Annotated in this window: 17 protein-coding genes and 1 tRNA gene; 9 read left to right on the top strand and 9 right to left on the bottom strand. The window is 62.3% G+C overall.

The window, feature by feature from the left end; translation table 11 throughout:
* Nucleotides 1–58: 58 nt before the first annotated feature.
* On the top strand, nt 59–616 hold the full coding sequence (locus NKI97_RS29940; protein WP_352452993.1) for a fasciclin domain-containing protein: 558 nt from the start codon (nt 59–61) through the stop codon (nt 614–616).
* A gap of 174 nt (nt 617–790) precedes the next feature.
* Nucleotides 791–1,291, top strand: coding sequence for a peptide-methionine (R)-S-oxide reductase MsrB (gene msrB, locus NKI97_RS29935; protein WP_023677487.1), 501 nt, complete (start codon nt 791–793; stop codon nt 1,289–1,291).
* 126 nt (nt 1,292–1,417) lie between these two features.
* Here the strand turns inward: msrB and NKI97_RS29930 are convergent, their stop codons facing one another.
* Nucleotides 1,418–2,971: a DHA2 family efflux MFS transporter permease subunit gene (locus tag NKI97_RS29930; protein WP_352453017.1), complete on the bottom strand. Its 1,554-nt coding sequence runs from the start codon at nt 2,969–2,971 to the stop codon at nt 1,418–1,420.
* Between the two features lie 67 nt (nt 2,972–3,038).
* Nucleotides 3,039–4,217 carry an HlyD family secretion protein gene (locus tag NKI97_RS29925; protein WP_352837992.1) on the bottom strand — a complete coding sequence of 393 codons (1,179 nt, stop codon included), beginning with the start codon at nt 4,215–4,217 and terminating at the stop codon, nt 3,039–3,041.
* Nucleotides 4,218–4,360: 143 nt separating this feature from the next.
* Here NKI97_RS29925 and NKI97_RS29920 point away from each other — a divergent pair, with 143 nt between their 5' ends.
* Nucleotides 4,361–5,110 (top strand): TetR/AcrR family transcriptional regulator, encoded by a 750-nt coding sequence (locus NKI97_RS29920; RefSeq protein ID WP_352452995.1) that lies wholly within the window; start codon nt 4,361–4,363, stop codon nt 5,108–5,110.
* A 21-nt stretch (nt 5,111–5,131) separates the two neighbouring features.
* Here NKI97_RS29920 and yihA read toward each other — a convergent pair whose 3' ends face one another.
* The 5 genes from yihA to rpmH form a co-directional block, all read right to left on the bottom strand.
* The gene (gene yihA, locus NKI97_RS29915; RefSeq protein WP_031193748.1) at nt 5,132–5,791 is read right to left on the bottom strand and encodes a ribosome biogenesis GTP-binding protein YihA/YsxC; all 660 of its coding nucleotides are present in this window, start codon (nt 5,789–5,791) and stop codon (nt 5,132–5,134) included.
* Complete coding sequence (locus NKI97_RS29910) at nt 5,788–6,426, bottom strand: CatB-related O-acetyltransferase (protein ID WP_352452996.1); 639 nt, start codon at nt 6,424–6,426, stop codon at nt 5,788–5,790. The genes yihA and NKI97_RS29910 overlap by 4 nt, the downstream gene beginning before the upstream one ends.
* A 144-nt stretch (nt 6,427–6,570) precedes the next feature.
* Nucleotides 6,571–8,394: a membrane protein insertase YidC gene (yidC, locus tag NKI97_RS29905; protein ID WP_352452997.1), complete on the bottom strand. Its 1,824-nt coding sequence runs from the start codon at nt 8,392–8,394 to the stop codon at nt 6,571–6,573.
* A 13-nt stretch (nt 8,395–8,407) separates the two neighbouring features.
* Entirely contained in the window at nt 8,408–8,761 is a 354-nt protein-coding gene (rnpA, locus tag NKI97_RS29900) for a ribonuclease P protein component (protein WP_352452998.1), read from the bottom strand.
* A 23-nt stretch (nt 8,762–8,784) separates the two neighbouring features.
* A complete protein-coding gene (gene rpmH / locus NKI97_RS29895) occupies nt 8,785–8,919 on the bottom strand; it encodes a 50S ribosomal protein L34 (RefSeq protein WP_008833937.1) in 135 nt (44 codons plus the stop codon).
* A 334-nt stretch (nt 8,920–9,253) separates the two neighbouring features.
* Between rpmH and NKI97_RS29890 the strand changes: the two genes are divergently transcribed.
* The 3 genes from NKI97_RS29890 to NKI97_RS29880 all read left to right on the top strand — a co-directional run bounded on the left by NKI97_RS29890 (nt 9,254) and on the right by NKI97_RS29880 (nt 12,104).
* Entirely contained in the window at nt 9,254–10,741 is a 1,488-nt protein-coding gene (locus NKI97_RS29890; protein WP_352452999.1) for an ATP-binding protein, read from the top strand.
* Nucleotides 10,742–11,066: 325 nt separating this feature from the next.
* Nucleotides 11,067–11,143 (top strand) — tRNA-Arg (locus NKI97_RS29885).
* Nucleotides 11,144–11,789: 646 nt separating this feature from the next.
* Nucleotides 11,790–12,104 carry an antibiotic biosynthesis monooxygenase family protein gene (locus NKI97_RS29880; protein WP_352453000.1) on the top strand — a complete coding sequence of 105 codons (315 nt, stop codon included), beginning with the start codon at nt 11,790–11,792 and terminating at the stop codon, nt 12,102–12,104.
* 46 nt (nt 12,105–12,150) lie between these two features.
* Here the strand turns inward: NKI97_RS29880 and NKI97_RS29875 are convergent, their stop codons facing one another.
* Together NKI97_RS29875 and NKI97_RS29870 are read right to left on the bottom strand one after the other, a co-directional pair.
* Nucleotides 12,151–13,293 carry an alpha-hydroxy acid oxidase gene (locus tag NKI97_RS29875; RefSeq protein WP_352837989.1) on the bottom strand — a complete coding sequence of 381 codons (1,143 nt, stop codon included), beginning with the start codon at nt 13,291–13,293 and terminating at the stop codon, nt 12,151–12,153.
* 69 nt (nt 13,294–13,362) lie between these two features.
* A complete protein-coding gene (locus NKI97_RS29870; RefSeq protein ID WP_502904531.1) occupies nt 13,363–14,385 on the bottom strand; it encodes a LacI family DNA-binding transcriptional regulator in 1,023 nt (340 codons plus the stop codon).
* Between the two features lie 543 nt (nt 14,386–14,928).
* Between NKI97_RS29870 and NKI97_RS29865 the strand changes: the two genes are divergently transcribed.
* From NKI97_RS29865 to NKI97_RS29855, 3 genes are all read left to right on the top strand, one after another.
* Entirely contained in the window at nt 14,929–15,891 is a 963-nt protein-coding gene (locus tag NKI97_RS29865) for a sugar-binding protein (RefSeq protein ID WP_352453003.1), read from the top strand.
* A gap of 112 nt (nt 15,892–16,003) precedes the next feature.
* Nucleotides 16,004–17,548 (top strand): sugar ABC transporter ATP-binding protein, encoded by a 1,545-nt coding sequence (locus NKI97_RS29860; protein ID WP_352837987.1) that lies wholly within the window; start codon nt 16,004–16,006, stop codon nt 17,546–17,548.
* Nucleotides 17,549–17,571: 23 nt separating this feature from the next.
* Nucleotides 17,572–18,567, top strand: coding sequence for an ABC transporter permease (locus NKI97_RS29855; RefSeq protein WP_023677502.1), 996 nt, complete (start codon nt 17,572–17,574; stop codon nt 18,565–18,567).
* Nucleotides 18,568–18,635 lie beyond the last annotated feature (68 nt).

Raw genomic sequence — 18,635 nt, 5'->3', positions numbered from 1 at the left:
TCGCGTATCTCCTTGCGTTCCCAAATGAGGGGAACGATAACCAGAGGAGATTGAAATCATGCGTAAATTCGCCACCCTTTTGCTTGCCGGCACGGTCGCCATTTCCGCGCTCGCCACCATTGCCTATGCTCAAAATCCGAAGGTCGGCGGCGCCGCCATGTATGCCCAGAAAAACATCGTCGAAAATGCTGTCAACTCGAAGGACCACACGACGCTGGTCGCTGCCGTCAAGGCAGGCGGCCTGGTCGATATGCTGCAAAGCGCTGGCCCCTTCACTGTGTTCGCGCCGACCAACGAGGCCTTTGCGGCACTTCCAGCCGGCACGGTGGAGACGCTGCTCAGGCCTGAAAACAAGGACAAGCTCGTCAAGATCCTGACTTGCCATGTCCTCGGCGCCAAAGCGATGGCCGCCGACGTCGCCAAGATGGTCAAGAACGACGGCGGCACCCACAAGGTCAAGACGGTCGGTGGTTGCGAACTGTCGCTCAAGGCCGACGGCGGCAAGGTCACCGTGACCGACGAGAACGGCAACGTCGCCAATGTGACCATCGCCGATGTCGAGCAGTCCAACGGCGTCATCCACGTCGTCGACAAGGTTCTCCTGCCGAAGATGTAACAAACGCACGCTGCCGGCGAAGATATCACTAAGGGCCTCCCTGCGCACACTCCGCGCCGTTCACGCAAGATATGGATAGGCGCGGAGTCCCGCTTTGAGGACAGCGATCGTCACCGGCTTTTGATTTCCGTGTGGCGGTCGAATTTGGCACAAGCAATGACAGGAGGAATGGCCATGAACCGTCGCGAGCTTCTTTTGAGTGGTGCGGCAGCCATTGGCGTTGTCGCAGGCGCCACCGCGCTGCGCATGGGCGGAGCCCAGGATGCACGCGCGGCTGAGACTTTCGAGGTTACCAAGACCGAAGCCGAGTGGCGCGCCATCCTGTCCGACGCGGCCTTCAATGTGCTGCGCAAGGAGGGCACGGAATACCCGGGCACCAGTCCGCTGCTCAACGAGCACCGCAAAGGCATCTTCGCTTGCGCCGGCTGCGGCCTGCCGGTCTATTCGTCAGAGACCAAGTTCGATTCCGGCACAGGCTGGCCGAGCTTCTGGCAGGAAATCCCGAATTCCGTCGGCAAGACCGTGGACAGGTCTTTGGGCATGACCCGCACGGAGGTCCATTGTCGCCGCTGCGGCGGCCATCTCGGCCACGTGTTCGATGACGGTCCGCCGCCGACCGGGTTGCGACACTGCATCAATGGCGTTGCCTTGACCTTCAAGCCGGCGACGGCGTGAGGACGGCTGCGACCCTGACTTTGTCGGAGCGCGAGAGGAGTTCGTAATGGTTGATTTTGCGCATGACCCCGAAAATCGCTTTTCGGGGTCATGCGCGAGGGCGCCAGGCGGGGGATCCAGCGCGCCTCAATGGCCTACGCCACCGCCGCCCTGAGCGGCTGGCTTGCGGATCACCAGGGTGAAGAGCCCAAGCGTCGCGAACAAAACCGTCAGCATGAAGAATACGTCCATGAACGACAGCAGCGACGCCTGCTGCTGGACCATGCCTGACAGTTTGGAGATGGCCGCCTTGGAGGCGTCGAGCCCGGCGGTCTGCTCGAAGTTGAGCGTCATGTTCTGCAGCTTCTGCTGTGCAGCGGCACTTCCCCATTGCACGTGCTCGGAGAGCCTGGCGTAGTGGAAGGCATTGCGGTCGATCAGCACGGTGTTGATGACTGCCAGGCCGACGGCGCCGCCGAGATTGCGGGTCAGGTTGAACAGGCCAGACGCATTCTTCAGCCGCTCCGGCGGCAAGGTTCCGAGCGCAATGTTGTTGATCGGCACCATGCAAAGCATCATCGAGCAGCCGCGCAGGATCTGCGGGATCAGCAGTTCATAGAAATCCCAGTCGGCGGTGAGATGCGTCATCCACCAGGTCCCCGTGGCGAAGCCGAAGAAGCCGATCATCATCATGATGCGCGGGTCCATCTTGTTCGACAGGATGCCGGAGATCGGCGCAGTGAAGAACATGGCTAGGCCGCTGACGAACAGCGCCTCGCCGATCATCATCGAATCGTAGCCCCGGATCCGCCCCAGGAACACCGGATAAAGATAGGTCAGACCGTAGAGGCCGATGCCGACGACGAAGGAGAACAGCGAGCCGAAGGCAAAATTGATATTGCTGAAAGCCCTCAGATCGACAATCGGCTCCTCGGCGGTGAACACGCGCCAGAAGAACAGCACCGCGCCGAAGGTCATGATGACGGCGCAGATGAACACCGCCTGATCCTGCAGCCAGTCGTTGTTGGGACCTTCCTCCAGCACATATTCCATGCAGCCCAGGAAGGCGGCCATGCCGGCAAGCCCCCACCAGTCGAACTTGCTGAACAGCTTGAGATTGGGTTTGTCGAAGTCGATCAGCGACCAGGCGGCCGTCGTCACCAGAATGCCGGGAACGACGTTGACCAGGAACAGCCAGTGCCAGGACATGGCATGGCTGATATAGCCGCCGACGGTCGGGCCGATGGTTGGCGCCAGCGTCGCTACCAGGCCGATCATCGGCGAGACGATGGCGCGACGCGACGGCGGGAAGATGGTGAAGGCGGCTGCAAAGACGCTCGGGATCATGCCGCCGCCGATGAAGCCCTGCACGGCGCGGTAGACGATCATCTGGTCGATATTGGTTGCGGTCGCCGCCAGCGCGCTGGCCGCGGTGAAACCTGCCGCCGAGATTGTGAACAGCACCCGCGTCGACAGCATCCGGCTGAGGAAGCCCGACAGCGGGATCATCACCACCTCGGCAATCAGATACGCCGTCTGCACCCACGGAATTTCGTCCGAACTGGCGCTCAGGCCCGCCTGGATCTCGGCCAGCGAGGCCGAGACGATCTGGATGTCCAGGATCGCCATGAACATGCCGAACACCATTGCCAGGAAGGCGATGACGCGGCGTGTCGAGATGTGGTCAACCGGCACCGGCATGGCTGGCGCCGGCGCCGATCCTGCAGTTAGGGTTGCGGTCGCCATGACCCTTGCTCCCGGTTCCGCTTTACTTCGATGCCGCAGGCGCGGTGCGGCTGTCGACGGCGACGACGACGCTCAGGCCGGCGCGCAGCTTGCCCGTCTTCAGCACATCGGCAGGCACGTCGATGCGAACCGGAACGCGCTGCACCACCTTGGTGAAATTGCCTGTGGCGTTTTCCGGCGGCAGCAGCGAGAACACTGCTCCCGAAGCCGGGGCCAGCGACGACACGGTACCCTCGATGTCCTGACCGTCGATCGCGTCGACCGACACTCTGACCTTTTCACCAGGCACCAGCCGGGCAAGCTGGGTCTCCTTGAAGTTGGCGACGATGTAGAGCTTGTCCATTGGCACGATGACGGCGAGCTTCTGTCCGGGGCTGATCAGGTCGCCCTGCTCGACCGAGCGGTTGCCGACCACGCCGTCATAGGGTGCGCGCAGCACGGTGAAGGACAGATCCCGCACCGCCTTGTCGTGGGCAAGCTGCAGCGAGGCCAGCGTGCTTGCCGATTCCGCCCGCTTCGCCTGGAGCACGCCGATATTCGCCTGAGCCGCCGCGATCTGCGCGTCGGCGCCGGCTAGTGCGGCATTGGCTTGCTCGACCGCCGTCTGGGCATCGTCCAACTGGGCCTGAGTACCGACGCGGGTCTTGAGCAACTGGGCGGCACGAACCTGAGCTCGCTTCGCATTATCGGCCGCGGCCTGGTCGGCGGTCTTCTGCGCCTGCGCCTGCTTGAGCGAGGCGCGCGCCGCCTCGGTCTGGGCATCGATGCGGTCGAGCGTCTTGCTCAACGTGGCGATCTGCGCCTCGGCCTGGGCAACGGCTATCTTGTAGTCGCCGTCATCGACGATCAGCAGCGGGTCGCCGGCCTTCACCTGCTGGTTCTCGGTCACTTTGACCTGATCGACATAACCCGAGATTTTTGGCGAGATGAACGCCGTGTCGGCCTGGACATAGGCGTCGTCGGTCGTGATCATGAAGCGCCCGTCGGTCCAGTAATCATAGCCATACCAGGCGCCGGCGCCCAGCAGGGCCAGGCCGATGATGGGCAGCAACATCGAGCGCATCGAGCGCTTCTTCTTGGCGGGAGCCAGCGGGGTGACGTCGGCGGGCTTGAGAGGGGCTTCCGGCGCTTCGATCGCAGGCTGGACCTTGGCACTGGGGAACGGGCGGACTTCGGCACTGGTGGGCGCGTTCGAGGACATGATATCTCTCTAAATTAACTGGCGCTGAATTTCGTCAGACTGAACCGTTCGGTTCGATCTCGACGTTGACTTAGCGCTTAAAGAGGCCCATATCAAGAGCAATCGAACCGGATGGTTCGAATTATTTTACGAGGTGTGACATTATGGCCGAAGCCCCCAAGGCCGCTCCTTTGCCTGATTCAGGCCCATTGCCCAGCGCCGGCAAGGACCAGTGCGATCTGCTGGACAGTCTGCCGCGCGGCCGCCCGGCCGCGGGGCAAGACCCGGTCAAGCGCAGCCAGATCATCGAGGGTGCGCGCCGTGTCTTCATCGACAAGGGCTTCGAAGCCGCGTCGATGAACGACATTACGCGCGAGGCCGGCGTGTCCAAGGGCACCATCTATGTCTACTTCGCCAATAAGGAAGAGCTGTTCGAAGCGCTGATCGAGGAAGAGCGCGGCACGATTTTCAAGAACATGTATGAAGTGCTCGACCAGATTGGCGACCTTCGCCAGACGCTGGTGAAGTTCGGCGTCGTGCTGTCCATGAAGATCACTTCGGCGAGGGTCATCCTGGCGCAGCGGACGGTGATCGGCGCGTCGGAACGCATTCCGGAGCTTGGTGCCCGGTTCTACGAACGCGGCCCGAAGCGTGGCCATGACAGGGTCGTCGTTTTCCTCAACATGGCTATCGAACGCGGCCTGCTGAAGATCGACGACGTCGAACTTGCCGCCTATCAGTTCACCGAGCTGTGTCTGGCCGGTCTTTTCCGCCAGTGCATATTCGCCTATCGCACCAAGGCGCCAAGTGCGGCCGAGATCGAACACATCGTCAGGTCGGGCGTCGACGTGTTCCTGAAGGCCTACGGCACCGAACAGCTGGCAGAGCAGGAACGGGCCTCCAGCCCCGCCTGACAGGCTGCCAGGGTCGGTGGCCTATCCGCCATTGGCGGCGAGCACGATCGCCGCACGCAATTCCTCGAGGCCCTCGCTCTTTTCCGACGACGTGGCGAGCACGAAGGGAAATGCCGCCGGGCGTTTCTTGATCTTCTGGAGCGTTTCCTCGATCAGCCGCGGTACCCCCGCCGCTTTGATCTTGTCGGTCTTGGTCAGCACGATCTGATACGACACCGCCGCCTTGTCGAGCAGCGACAGCACCTCGTCGTCCTTGGCCTTGATGCCATGGCGGGCATCGATCAGCACGTAGACGCGCTTCAGCGTCACCCGGCCCTTGAGATAGTCGAACACGAGCTTCGTCCACTCGTCGACCTTTTCCTTCGGTGCCGTGGCGTAGCCATAGCCTGGCATGTCGACCAGCGCCATCGGCGGCAGATCGGCGCCTTCTCCCGAAAATCCGCCAGGCACGAAATAGTTGAGCTCTTGCGTGCGGCCCGGCGTGTTGGAGGTGCGCGCCAGCCCCTTTTGGTTGACCAGCGCGTTGATCAGCGACGATTTGCCGACATTGGAGCGGCCGGCAAAGGCGATCTCGGGCGGTCCCTCCGGCGGCAGGAATTTCATCGCCGGCACGCCGCGGATGAAGATCCAGGCTCGCGTGAACAATTCGATACCGATCGTGGTCTTGTTCAACGCGTTCAAACCGCTGCCTCCAGAAGAAAAATGTTGCTGCCACGAATGGCATCGAGATTGCGGCTGATCTTTTCCACCGGCCAGTGCCACCACGCTAGCGCCAGCAGCCGCCGGATGGTCCTGTCATCGAAGCGCATCTTCACCACTTTGGCCGGATTACCGGCGACAATTGCATAGGCTGGCACATCGTGCGTCACCACCGACTTTGCCGCGACGATAGCGCCGTCGCCGATTTTCACGCCCGGCAGCATCACCGCTTCCATGCCGATCCAGACGTCGTTGCCGACGATTGTGTCGCCACGCACCTCCTTCGACCATGTCGCCGGGTCGAAACCTTCCTCCCAGCCGTGACCAAAGATGTTGAACGGATAGGTCGAAAAGCCGGACATGGCGTGATTGGCGCCGTTCATGATAAAGCGCGCACCCTCGGCAATGGCGCAGAACTTGCCGATGACTAGCCTGTCGCCGATGAACGGATAATGATGCAGCACGCATTTTTCGGCGAATTTGTCGGGTCCGTCAGGGTCGTCATAATAGGTGAAGTCGCCGATCTCGATATTCGGCGCCGTCACCAGCGGTTTCAGAAAGCCGACGCGTGTGTGCAACGGGATCGGATGCTTGATCGATGGATTGGGTCCGGTCATATCGAGCTCCGTCGAGCAACTGCCAGCCAGGTCAAAATAGCGCGATCCGTCCGGCAGTACCAATCGCTTAATCCAGACCGGCAGCCTGTGCAAAAAGCCCCGGACGAACCGGGGCTTTCTGGTTTCGCACTATCGGAGCGCCGGCTATTCCGCCGGCGACGGTTTCTTGCGGAACAGCGCGACCAGATTGTCCCACAATTCGATCTTGGCGCCCTGCCGCTTCATGATCACGCCCTGCTGCAGGATCGACAGCGTGTTGTTCCAGGCCCAGTAGATGACGAGGCCGGCCGGAAAACCCGCCATCATGAAGGTGAAGATCACGGGCATCCAGGTGAAGATCGCCGCCTGCGTCGGGTCCGGCGGCGTCGGGTTCATGCGCATCTGCAGGAACATCGTCACGCCCATGATCAGCGGCCAGACGCCGATCATCAGCATGTGCGGCAAGGTAACGGGGATCAGCCCGAACAGGTTGAAAATCGACGTCGGGTCCGGCGCCGCCAGATCCTGGATCCAGCCGAAGAACGGCGCGTGCCGCATCTCGATGGTGATGTAGAGCACCTTGTAGAGCGAAAAGAACACCGGGATCTGCAATGCCACCGGCCAGCAGCCGGCGAGCGGATTGATCTTCTCGGTCTTGTAGAGCTCCATCATCGCCTGCTGCTGCTTCATCTTGTCGTCCGCGTATTTCTCGCGGATCTCGAGCATCTTGGGCTGCACCTTCTTCATGTTCGCCATCGACGCATAGGACTTGTTGGCGAGCGGGAAGAACAGCGCCTTGACAATGACGGTGGTGGCGAGGATCGCCAGACCGAAATTGCCGAAGAATTTGTAAAGCGTGTCGATCAGCCAGAACATCGGCTTGGTGATGAAATAGAACCAGCCCCAGTCGATCAGGAGGTCGAACTGACGGATATGACGGTCCTTTTCATAGGCGTTGATCGTTGAAACTTCCTTGGCGCCGGCGAATATCTCCGACTCCACGGTCGTCGATTGCCCGGGAGCGATTGTGACCGGATCGGACAGGAAATCGGACTGGTAGCTGTGCGGATGGGGCCCGCTTTTGAACTCGAAATAAGAGAATTTGGGCTGAAATTCGCGGCCGCCAGGCGGCACCAGGGTCACCGCCCAGTATTTATCGGTGATGCCTAGCCAGCCGTCGGTCGACTTGCCTGGCTTGTATTCCCTTTCCGATTCGACGCTGGAGTATTTGTACTCCTGCAGGCCCTCGCTTCCGGTAACGCCGATCAGGCCTTCGTGCAGCACATAGGTACTGGCGATAGCCGGCTTGTCGAAACGGGTGACGCGGCCATAGTTCGACAGCGTCGCGGGCGCCGAGCCGCCGTTCTGGACCGTGTCGGACACGGTGAACATATACTGGGCGTCGACCGAGAAGGTGCGTTTGAAGGTCAGGCCCTTGTCGTTGGTGAAGGTCAGTGTCACCGGCGTCGCCGGTGTCAGCGTCGCATTGCCGTCGGTCTGCCAGACGGTGTCGGGACCCGGCAGCCTGCCCACATCCGGCGTGCCGGAAAAACCAATCTCGGCGAAATAGCCGTTCGGCAGGGACGCCGGGTTGAGCAACGCGATCTCGGGCGAGGTCTTGTCGACCGTCTCCCTGTAATGCTTGAGCTTGAGATCGTCGAGACGTGCGCCGGTGAGGTTGATCGAGCCTTCGAGGCTCGGCGTGTCGATCTTGACGCGCTTGGTCGAGGCGATCGCCTGGTCGCGGCTAGCCGCGGTGACGGCTTCGCCGCCAGGCGCGCTCGGAATGGCGCCGGGCTGCACCGGTGTTTCGCTGGCGCCCGGACTGGTGCTTTGGGCGGCCTTCTTCTGCTCCGCCACGCGCTGCTCTTCGATGCGGGCGGCTTCGCGCTGCATCTCGCTGCGCGGCATCACATAGAAATATTGCCAAAGCGCCAGGATCAGCACCGACAGTGCGATGGTGATGAAGAAGTTGCGGTTGTTTTCCATCGAAGCCCTTGGCCTATCGTGTTCCACGCAATCTGCGGGAGAGTTCGGCCTTCAACTGGCCGAACGGAGTGGTAAGCACGTCTTCGCGCCCGACGATGACATAATCATTGCCCGGCGCCATGTCATCCGCGGCATGCGTGCGCACGGCCTCTCTGAGCCGCCGCCGGATGCGATTGCGAACGACGGCGTTGCCGACCTTCCTGGTGACGGTGTAGCCGACGCGCGGCGCCTCGCCGTCGCCGCGGCCCAGGACCTCGACGAGGAAAAGCCGCCCGCGGCGCTTTTCGCCGCGGCGGACAGCCAGGAATTCCGCGCGCTTCAGAAGCCGCTTGGGATGGGCACCCGTTGGCTTGCCGGTTGCGGGCAACGATCTTGTCTCTCGCTTGGTGCTCAGGCGCTGAGACGCTTGCGACCGCGGTTGCGGCGGGCTGCGACGACGCCGCGGCCACCTTTGGTGGCCATGCGGGCGCGGAAACCGTGCCTGCGTTTGCGGACGAGTTTGGACGGCTGGTAAGTACGCTTCATTTGTTTAAATACCGCGGGGTGCGGCCCTTCTTGATTCTGTCACTTTGTAACAGGAGCTTTGCCGGGCCGGTTTAGGCGCGATCGAAACCGCGCCGGGACGAATGGCCCGAGCGTGAGCGGGCTTATAGAAAGAAGGGTTTTGGAAGTCAATCCAGCGTGTCGGGCCGGCATTGTCGGACCGGCATCGAAGTCTTGCGGCCCTTTGTCCGGCTTCGGCCAAGGATGAATTTGGCAAAAAAGCCGCAATCGCCTAATCTCACCCGATCAAGCGATCGTGAAGACGAGCAGTCCCTAAGACAAGCAGCCGTGATGACAGGCAGCCGTGACGACGAGCATGAGTGAAGTCCCAGCAACCGACGAAAGCATCGCCCAGGCGAAGGCGTCCACCCGCAGGGTGCCGCTGGCGCGCGGCCTGTCGACCAAGTTGCTGCTGCTCACCATCGTCTTCGTGCTCTTGGCCGAAATCCTCATCTTCGTGCCCTGGATCGCCAGCTACAGGCTGAGTTGGCTGAAGGAGAGGCTGAGCACCGCCGCCGCGGTTTCCATCGTCCTGGTGCAGGGCGAACCTGCCTCGCTGTCGCGTGCCGCCCAGAACGACGTACTGATGGCGATCGGCGCCAAGGCGATCGCCGTGCGCGACGGCGGCGTCTCGCGGCTTCTGGTCGTGGCCGAAATGCCGCCGCAGGTCGACGAGCATATCGATATCGCCAATGTCGGCATGATCGAGGGTATGACCGGCGCGCTGGACACGCTGTTTTTCGGCGGCAAGCGGATGCTGCGCGTTTTCGGGCCGGTCGGCGACAGCGACAAGGAATTCGAGCTGATCATGCCCGACCACCGCCTGCGCAATGCCATGCTGATCTATTCGCGCAACGTCGCCTTCGTCTCGCTGCTGATCTCGCTGTTCACCGCCATGCTGGTCTACGCCGCGATAGACCTGATCATGATCGGCCCGATCAGGACGATGACACGCTCGATGCTGTCCTTTTCCGAGGCGCCCGACGATCCCGGTCGCATCATTCACCCCGCCGCCCGGGCCGACGAGATCGGCGTCGCCGAACGCGAGCTGTCGCAGATGCAGGAGCGGCTGCAGAAGATGCTGTCCGAGCAGAAGCACCTGGCCGATCTCGGCCTGGCCGTGTCGAAGATCAACCACGACATGCGCAACATCCTCGCCTCGGCGCAACTGATGTCGGACCGCCTGCGCCAGGTCAAGGACCCGACCGTGCAGGCCTTCGCACCAAAACTGCTGCGCGCGCTCGACCGTGCGGTGTCCTACTCGGAGGGCGTGCTGGCCTATGGCCGCACCCAGGAGCCGCCACCGTCGCGCCGCAGGCTGCGGCTGCGCCAGCTGGTCGAGGACGTCCAGGGCCTGCTCGACATCGAATGCGGCATCGAATTCGTCAACGCCGTCGATCCGGTGCTCGAGGTCGACGCCGATTCCGACCAACTGTTCCGCGTGCTCACCAATCTTAGCCGCAACGCCGTGCAGGCGATGGCGGCCGACACCGAGAGCGCCGTGGTGCGCCGCCTGACCATATCGGCCGAGCGCATCGGCAGCGTCAGCCGCATCGTCGTCACCGACACCGGCCCCGGCCTGCCGCCAAAGGCGCGAGAAAACCTGTTCGCGGCATTTCGCGGCTCGGCCCGCAGTGGCGGCACCGGCCTTGGCCTGGCGATCGCCCATGAATTGATCCGCGCCCATGGCGGCACGGTGGAGCTGGTCGAATCGATCGGCGGTCGCACCACATTCGCCGTCACCATTCCCGACCAGCCGGTCCGGCTCGACCAGGCCCGCAACGGTCTGCGCCGCCCGGCGTAACGAACCGTTTCGTTACGGACCGTTTCAATTCGCAAATGGTTGGTCCGAGACTACGAGCCATCGGCTCGGCCGCCGTGCAACGGCGTGTTCCGTTACGGGCCGTTCCGATTAGCAAATGACTGATCCAAGACGACGACCTATCGGCTCGGCCGCCGCGTGACGCGATCTTGCCTTCGCCGGCCGGCGCATGACGGCAAAACATGACGGCAAAACTTTTGGCCAGGATCGGCTTGCTTTTCGCAAATTCAGTCGCTAGGGAACAGCTCACATTCGCGGCCGGTCGCCAGGATCGGATCGCGGGGCTATGCAAAGCATGGCCTGTTGCGCGCCCGTAGCTCAGCTGGATAGAGCACCAGACTACGAATCTGGGGGTCAGGAGTTCGAATCTCTTCGGGCGCGCCATTAAACTCATGCCTACCCCGGGAACATAAGTAACAGAATCTACCACCGGTGGCCGGAAAGTCGCGAGGGCTGAGCGCCATCCATGCCAAAAAGGGGATCGTCAGCTAACGCTGCTCAGTCGGCCTGCTTAATCTCCGGGCCCGGTTCAGTCGGCGGGCCCGGCGTGCAATCCTGGCCAGTGCATTCCTGCACGGGATCTTTCGCCGGCGGGAGACAATTTTGGCCTTCACAATGAACGGGCGGCTGCGCTGTTGCGGCTTTATTGTTCTGCGGCACAGGCCGATCCTCAGCGCGAACGGCCGGCATTCCAAGGTCGATCATGGCCGTGCACAAGAGCGCAATCCGAAGCAAATTCATTTTCGCCTCCGCAACTGACAGCGAGACGCAGATTATACCTTCGAACTGCGGCCAACATCCTGTCACCCGCGAACGGCGTTAACAGCGCGTTTCATTGCCGGTCGGAAGGGCGTACCGATTGAGATCGAGCGTCGTCCTCTTCCTGGCAAAATAGCGCCAGAAACGGGGCTTTCGGCCAGAGGTGACTGAAGCTAACCTTCCGATTTTCCTGTACACCTGTTCGAAGGGTTCGAGGTGCGTTGGGGCCTCGCATACTCGAGGTTTTCAGTTCTTTCACGGGGGAACGTACATGACGGCATTCAACAGCGTCCGCTTCCGGGTCAAGCCGGGTAGTGAAGACGAATTCGTCGAACTGTTCAGCAGCGCTCCGCGCAATTTCGAGGGATTGCGAAAAATGGCTCTCATCAAATCGGGAGATGGCGCCTTCTTCTCGATTGGAGAGTGGGACACTTTTCAGCACATGGTCGATGCCCGGCCCAAAATGCTGGGCAATCTTGATCGGTTCCGGCATGCGTTGCAGCAGCTTGAGGGCGGATATACGGATGCTGTTTCCGGCGAGGCTGTCTTCGAGACGGACGGCAGGAGCAGCGGCAGGTCGGTATAGCTTCGCACTTCGAAAAGCTTATGCCGTGCGCCACTTCCCGGCTCTATCACCTAAACCGCACATTCCCCCTGGAAAGCTCTGCCACCGACCGGCATCCCATCAGCCGCATGTCGCGTTCGATCTCGGTTCGCATCAGGCCGAGCGCCCGTTCGACGCCGGCCTGTCCGGCGGCGGCCAGCGGGAAGAGATAGTAGCGCCCGACGCCGACGGCCTTGGCGCCCAACGACAGGGCCTTCAGCACATGCGTTCCGCGCTGGACGCCGCTGTCGATGATCACGTCTATCTTGTCGCCCACCGCGTCGACGATCTCCGACAGATGGTCGAAGGGGCTGCGCGAACCGTCCAACTGCCTGCCGCCATGATTTGACAGAACGATGCCGGTGCAGCCGATGTCGACGGCCTTTCTGGCATCGGCGACGCTCATGATCCCCTTCAGGCAAAACTGGCCGTTCCAGAAGCGGACCATGTCTTCGACGTCCTTCCAATCCAGCGACGGGTCGAGGATCTCGGTGAAATAGCGGCTGATGGAAAGCGCTCCGCCGCCGAGATCGATATGGCCGTCCAACTGCGGCAGGCTGAACTTTTCGTGCGTCAAATAGTCGATAGCCCATCTCGGCTTGATCGCGAACTGCATCATGCCGCCGAGCGTAAGCCGAAAGGGGATGGAAAAGCCGGTCCGCAGGTCACGCTCGCGGTTTCCGCCGGTGACGCTGTCGACCGTCAGCATCATCACCTCGACGCCGGACGTCTTGGCGCGCTCCATCATGGCGCGGTTCAGGCCGCGATCCCTGTGGAAATAGAACTGATAGACCTGCGGCGTCCTGTGCTTGCGGACTTCCTCCAGGCTGACCGTGCCGAGCGACGAGACGCCGAACATCGTGCCGAACTTCTCCGCCGCCGCGGCGACGGCGCGCTCGCCGCTATGGTGAAACAGTCGCTGGAGAGCCGTCGGCGAACAATAGACCGCCATCGCCAGCTTCTGGCCCATGACGGTGACCGACATGTCGACCTGTCCGACGCCGGCAAGGACATTGGGGACGAGATCGCAGTCCTCGAACGCCGCCGTGTTGCGCCGCAGCGTCGTCTCGTCGTCCGCGCCGCCATCGATATAATTGAAGATCGGACCTGGCAGGCGCTGTTTTGCCAGCCGGCGGAAGTCCTGAAAATTGTAGCAGCTTTGCAATCTCATGAAATCAATCGGGTATATGCCGGGCCCGATGTCAAGCCTGTGCCATTGTCGATCGCCGGCGCTCTCGCCTCAGCCCGCCAGAGCGCCAACCGATTCCCGCTCCACCAGCGGGCATTCGAGCTTGGTGATGGGATAGCGGCCACGACCGGGAGCAGCGGGGACTTCGAGTTGCTCGATCGCCCATTGTCCCATCGCCATATGCGGCAGGATCGACGTCGTCAGCGGCGGGAACAGATGCCGCGCGATCTCCTCGTCGTCATAACCGATCACCGAAATATCCCGGGGAATGTGCAGCCCGGCCTCCTTCAGCGCCTCGTAGCAGCCGATTGCGGTGCGGTCGTTCTGGCAGAAGATCGCGGTCGGCCGGTCCTTCAGCGCCAAGAGCTTGACGGTCGCGGCATAGCCGGCGCTCGCCGACCAGTCGCCTTCGACGACCAGCGCCGGGTCGAACGGAATGTCGGCCGTCGCCAGCGCCCGGCGGTAGCCCTTCAGCCGGTCCTGCGCCGCCTGCATCCAGGGCTCGCCGGTGATGGTGGCGATGCGCCGGTGGCCATGGCCGATCAAGTGGCGGGTGGAGCTCTGGCCGCCGGCGATCTCGCTCGGCACCACGGAGGGGAAGGCATAGTCGGCGGTGTAGCAGTTGAGCAGGATGACCGGAATGTCGAGGCCGTAGAGATAGTCCGGCGCGACGATCTCGCGGGTGAAAATGGTCATGTAGATCAGCGCCGAAATGCCCCGCTTGGTCAGAGCCGCGATGGCACGGGGCTCCATCACCTCGTCGCCCATGGTCTGCGCCACCAAAAGCACATTGCCGGCGTTCCACGAGGCTTGCCGCGCCCCTTCAATGGCGACGACCGCCTCCGGGCTGGTCGCCAACTGGTCGACGACGAAGCCGATCACGCCATCCAGCCCGTCGAATGCGGCAACCGGGGCTCGCAAGGCAGAAAACACGGGCGGCGAATAGCCCAGCGTTCGCGCCGTCTCGATCACCCGCTCGCGGGTTTGCTGCGACAGCCTGATGCCCGGCGTGTTGTTGAGCACGAACGAAACCGTCGCCTGCGAACAGCCTGCCGCCCTTGCGATGTCGGTCATGGTAACGCGGCCCTTGGGGTTTTTCCCGGACAGCTTGCGCCGCCTGGTACCCTCAAGGACGGGATCACGCAGTGGTTCGTTCATGTCATTGGTCCCGCGAATCTCGCATTTATAGGGCGAAGCGATACTAATAGATATAATCGACTCTCTTAGGCGATTTAGTCCCCGATCCAAAACGGTTGCGACTGGGGAGGCCTCACTTGTTTGTGGGCGAGAATCCCGACCAAACTAATACTCTTTACTAATATCTAGCATCCCTATAACGTCAATCCATCATGCCCGGACGACGTCGGACCGCGCATGTTCGGAACGCAAGTCAGCCTGGTATCGGACGGTTCCCGTCAGTCGAAGCTTGCCTGCCGCTCCGGGAAATGTCAGACAAATCGGACTATTTACGAACGGCGAATGAGTCTCTAAAGTCGACGATAGCGGCTGGAATGGCGTCGTTCTTCGCTGCCGGAAACCCTTGAGGAGGAGGGCGTCCAAGCCGCGCCGGCACGTTCATCATCAGCGAAAATTACTGAGTCAAATGGGAGGTTGAATATGAAATCTGCGATACGAAATGCGTCCGTCGCCGCTGCGGCCCTGCTGCTCGGCCTTTCCGCCAGCGCAATTGCGCGGGCCGACGACAAGCCGACTCTGGCCTTCGTCGTCAACGGCGCTTCCGATTTCTGGAAGGCGGCCGAAGCCGGCGTCAAGAAGGCTCAAGGCGAACTGCCCAAATACAATCTGGAGCTCAAATATCCGGAGCAGTCCTCGGTCGCCATCCAGCAGCGCCTGATGGACGATCTGGTGACGGCCGGCGTGAAGGCGATCATGGTCTCGGCCGTCGATCCCAAGACGTCGACCGACGGGCTGAACAAGATCGCCTCGGAAACGGCGTTGTTCACCACCGACAGCGACGCACCGCAGACCAAGCGTGTCGCCTATATCGGCTCTTCCAATGTCGATGCCGGCAAGCAGGCGGCAGAGATCGCCAAGAAGGCAATGCCTGACGGCGGCAAGTGCCTCGGCTTCGTTGGCCTGCTCGGCGCCGACAATGCTAAAGAACGTATCCAGGGCATGAAGGACGGCCTCGCGGGCACCAAGATCGAATTGGTCGACGTGCGTGGCGACGACATCGATCAGGCTCGCGCCAAGAAGAACGTCGAGGACGCGCTGGTCGCCAGCCCCGACGTCACCTGCATGGTCGGCTTCTATTCCTACAACACGCCGCGCATCTATGAAGCGCTGCGCGATGCCGGCAAGCTCGGCCAGATCACCGTCGTCGGCTTCGACGACGATCCGATCACGCTGGGCGGCGTCAAGGAAGGCACCGTCGCCGCTACCGTCGTGCAGCAACCCTTCGAATGGGCCTATCAGGGCATGAAGCTGATGGCTGCCTATCTCGAGGGCGACAAGTCGGGCATTCCCGCCGATGGACTGATCATCATCCCGACCAAGATCATCGGCAAGGACGATGTTGACGCCTACGCCGCCAGCCTCAAGGCGATGTCTGGAAACTGAGCGAATTAGGTTGCGCCGGCTAAAGGTTCGCCTTGAGCCGGCGTTCTATTGACGGGCTTCGCGAGGCCCGTCAGTCTGAGACCAAACGGCTCACCGGCTGCTGTCAGGCGTGATGAATTATTCCGACCCATCCATCGTTGCATCCACGGACGCTCCGTTCCTGAGCCTCGACGGTGTGCGCAAGACCTATCCCGGCGTCGTCGCGCTGGACGGATTCTCGCTCGAGGTCAGGCCCGGCGAGGTCATCGGCCTGGTCGGCGAAAACGGCGCCGGCAAATCGACTCTGATGAAGATCCTCGGCGGCGTGACCCGGCCGGACACCGGCACCATCACCGTCGATGGCGTCGCCCATGACAGTCTGACCGTCGAGGCCAGCATCGGTTCGGGCATCGCTTTCGTCCACCAGGAACTCAACCTGTTCGAGAACCTCGACGTCGCCGCCAATATCTTCTTCGGCCGCGAACCGCTGCGCGCCGGCCCGTTCAGGCTGGTCGACCGCGCCAGGCTGCGAGCGCTGGCGGCGCCGCTGCTCAAACGCGTGGGCGCCAATTTCTCGGCCGATACGCCGGTGTCGGCGCTGTCGCTGGCCCAGCAGCAAATGGTCGAGATCGCCAAGGCGCTGTCGATCAAGGCGCGGCTGGTCATCCTCGACGAACCGACATCGAGCCTGCCGATCGCCGAAACCGACAAGCTGCTCGGTGTCATCAAGGCGCTGAAGGCAGACGGCATCAGCGTCATTTTCATCTCGCACCGCCTGCACGAGGTCGAGCGCGTCGCCGACCGCGTCGTCGTGCTCAGGGACGGCATGCTCGCCGGAACCTTGCCGAAGAGCGCCATCAATCACGACCAGATGGTCAAGCTGATGATCGGCCGCATGCTGAAGGAGCGCGAGAAGGCCGCGGAATCGGCGCGCCCGCCGGGCTCTGTCGCGCTGTCGGTCAAGGCCATTCGCACCGCTGCCTATCCCGACCGGCCCGTCGACCTCGACGTCAGGCATGGCGAGATCCTCGGCCTCGCCGGTCTCGTCGGCTCCGGCCGGACGGAGCTGGCGCGCGTCCTGTTCGGCATCGACAAGAGCTTTGGCGGCTCGTTCCAGCTTGAGGGAAAAGATCTGGTTCTTGGTTCGGCCGCGGACGCAGTGGCCAACGGTATTTTCCTCGTCCCCGAGGATCGCAAGCTGACCGGCATCCTGCTCGACCTGTCGATCGCCCAGAACATCTCGCTGCCCAATCTGCCGGCGCATTCGCGGCGCTCGCTGGTCTTGGCCGGCGCGGAATCCGCCACCGCCGAGAAGCAGAAGACCAATCTCGGCATCAGGGCGCCCTCCGTCCAGACGCGAACCGGCACGCTGTCGGGCGGCAACCAGCAAAAGGTCGTGCTGGCCAAATGGCTGGCGATGAAGCCGAAGGTGATGATCCTCGACGAGCCGACGCGCGGCATCGACATCGGCGCCAAGGCCGAGATCTACGGGCTGATGCGGGCGTTGGCCGATGCCGGCGTCGCCGTGCTGATGATCTCCAGCGACATGGAGGAGGTGATCGGCGTTTCCGACCGCATTGCCGTCATGCATGAAGGCCAGATCTCCGGCATTCTCGACAAGGACCGGTTCAGCCAGGAAAACGTGCTGCTGCTGGCGGTCGGCACGCAGCCGAAGTAGTTCGCAGGCACTGGGAGAAGACGATGAGCAAGAAAGATCTCGGCCTGCTGATCCTGATCCTGGTGGTCGGCGCGGTGGTGGCAATCATCAACCCACGCTTCCTGCTGCCGATCAATCTCGCCAACACCTCGAACCTGATCGGGCTGTTCGGCATCCTGTCGATCGGCCAGGCCTTCGTCATCATCACCGGCGGCATCGAATTGTCGGTCGGCTCGGTGGTTGCGCTGCTCGGCGTGCTGTTCATCGACTTCATCGCCACGCGCGGCATGGCGTGGCCGGTCGCCCTGCCGCTGATCCTGGTGCTCGGCGGCATCATCGGGCTGGCGCATGGCTGGCTGATCACACGGCTCAAATTGCAGCCTTTCGTGGTCACCTTGTGCGGCCTGTTGATCTATCGCGGCGTGGCGCGCTTCTACACCGCCGACGGCACCGCCGGCTTTGCCTTCGGACAGAACTTCCCGGAACTCGAGTTCCTGACGGCGGGGCGGTCCTGGGGCGTGCCGAACAGCTTCATCGCGCTGATCGTCATCGCCGTCGTCATGTGGGTGGTGCTGCACCGGTCGGTGTTCGGGCGCTATCTCTATGCCATCGGCAAGAACGAGGAAGCGGCAAAATATTCCGGCATCCGCACCGGCCGCATCGTCATGGCCGCCTATGTCATCTGCGGCGTGCTGACGGCGCTGTCAGCTATCTATTTCGCCATGTACACACGCTCGATCTCGCCAGCGAGCCACGGCCAGTTCTACGAGCTCTATGCCATCGCGGCCGCGGTGCTCGGCGGCTTCTCGCTGCGTGGCGGCGAAGGCTCGCTGATCGGCGTCCTGCTCGGCACCGTGCTGCTGCAGGAGCTGCAGAACCTCGTCAACCTGCTCGGCATCCCGTCCTCGCTCAACTTCGCCGTCATGGGCGGGGTGATCCTCATCGGCGTGCTGGTCGACCAGCAATGGGGCGTGTTCAGGGCGCGGCGGCGGATGCTGGAAGCCACACGCAAGGGCGTGGCGGGTGCTGCCGCTGAGTGACGCAAAAATAGCTGGATGAAATACGCCGACTGCCATGGCAGGTGGCGTGAAAGAGTCAGCCGGAGCTT

Origin of the sequence: Mesorhizobium sp. M0296, from assembly GCF_040321675.1 — a bacterium.
Classification (GTDB): domain Bacteria; phylum Pseudomonadota; class Alphaproteobacteria; order Rhizobiales; family Rhizobiaceae; genus Mesorhizobium.
The sequence above is the reverse complement of the archived record's forward strand: the minus strand, read 5'-3'. Positions and strand labels throughout refer to the sequence as shown.

Coding starts and splice junctions, on each gene's coding strand:
- NKI97_RS29940 (WP_352452993.1), top strand. CDS start 59: ATGCGTAAATTCGCCACCCTTTTGCTTGCCGGCACGGTCGCCATTTCC.
- msrB (WP_023677487.1), top strand. CDS start 791: ATGAACCGTCGCGAGCTTCTTTTGAGTGGTGCGGCAGCCATTGGCGTT.
- NKI97_RS29930 (WP_352453017.1), bottom strand. CDS start 2,971: ATGCCGGTGCCGGTTGACCACATCTCGACACGCCGCGTCATCGCCTTC.
- NKI97_RS29925 (WP_352837992.1), bottom strand. CDS start 4,217: ATGTCCTCGAACGCGCCCACCAGTGCCGAAGTCCGCCCGTTCCCCAGT.
- NKI97_RS29920 (WP_352452995.1), top strand. CDS start 4,361: ATGGCCGAAGCCCCCAAGGCCGCTCCTTTGCCTGATTCAGGCCCATTG.
- NKI97_RS29910 (WP_352452996.1), bottom strand. CDS start 6,426: ATGACCGGACCCAATCCATCGATCAAGCATCCGATCCCGTTGCACACA.
- yidC (WP_352452997.1), bottom strand. CDS start 8,394: ATGGAAAACAACCGCAACTTCTTCATCACCATCGCACTGTCGGTGCTG.
- rpmH (WP_008833937.1), bottom strand. CDS start 8,919: ATGAAGCGTACTTACCAGCCGTCCAAACTCGTCCGCAAACGCAGGCAC.
- NKI97_RS29890 (WP_352452999.1), top strand. CDS start 9,254: ATGAGTGAAGTCCCAGCAACCGACGAAAGCATCGCCCAGGCGAAGGCG.
- NKI97_RS29880 (WP_352453000.1), top strand. CDS start 11,790: ATGACGGCATTCAACAGCGTCCGCTTCCGGGTCAAGCCGGGTAGTGAA.
- NKI97_RS29875 (WP_352837989.1), bottom strand. CDS start 13,293: ATGAGATTGCAAAGCTGCTACAATTTTCAGGACTTCCGCCGGCTGGCA.
- NKI97_RS29870 (WP_502904531.1), bottom strand. CDS start 14,385: ATGACCGACATCGCAAGGGCGGCAGGCTGTTCGCAGGCGACGGTTTCG.
- NKI97_RS29865 (WP_352453003.1), top strand. CDS start 14,929: ATGAAATCTGCGATACGAAATGCGTCCGTCGCCGCTGCGGCCCTGCTG.
- NKI97_RS29860 (WP_352837987.1), top strand. CDS start 16,004: ATGAATTATTCCGACCCATCCATCGTTGCATCCACGGACGCTCCGTTC.
- NKI97_RS29855 (WP_023677502.1), top strand. CDS start 17,572: ATGAGCAAGAAAGATCTCGGCCTGCTGATCCTGATCCTGGTGGTCGGC.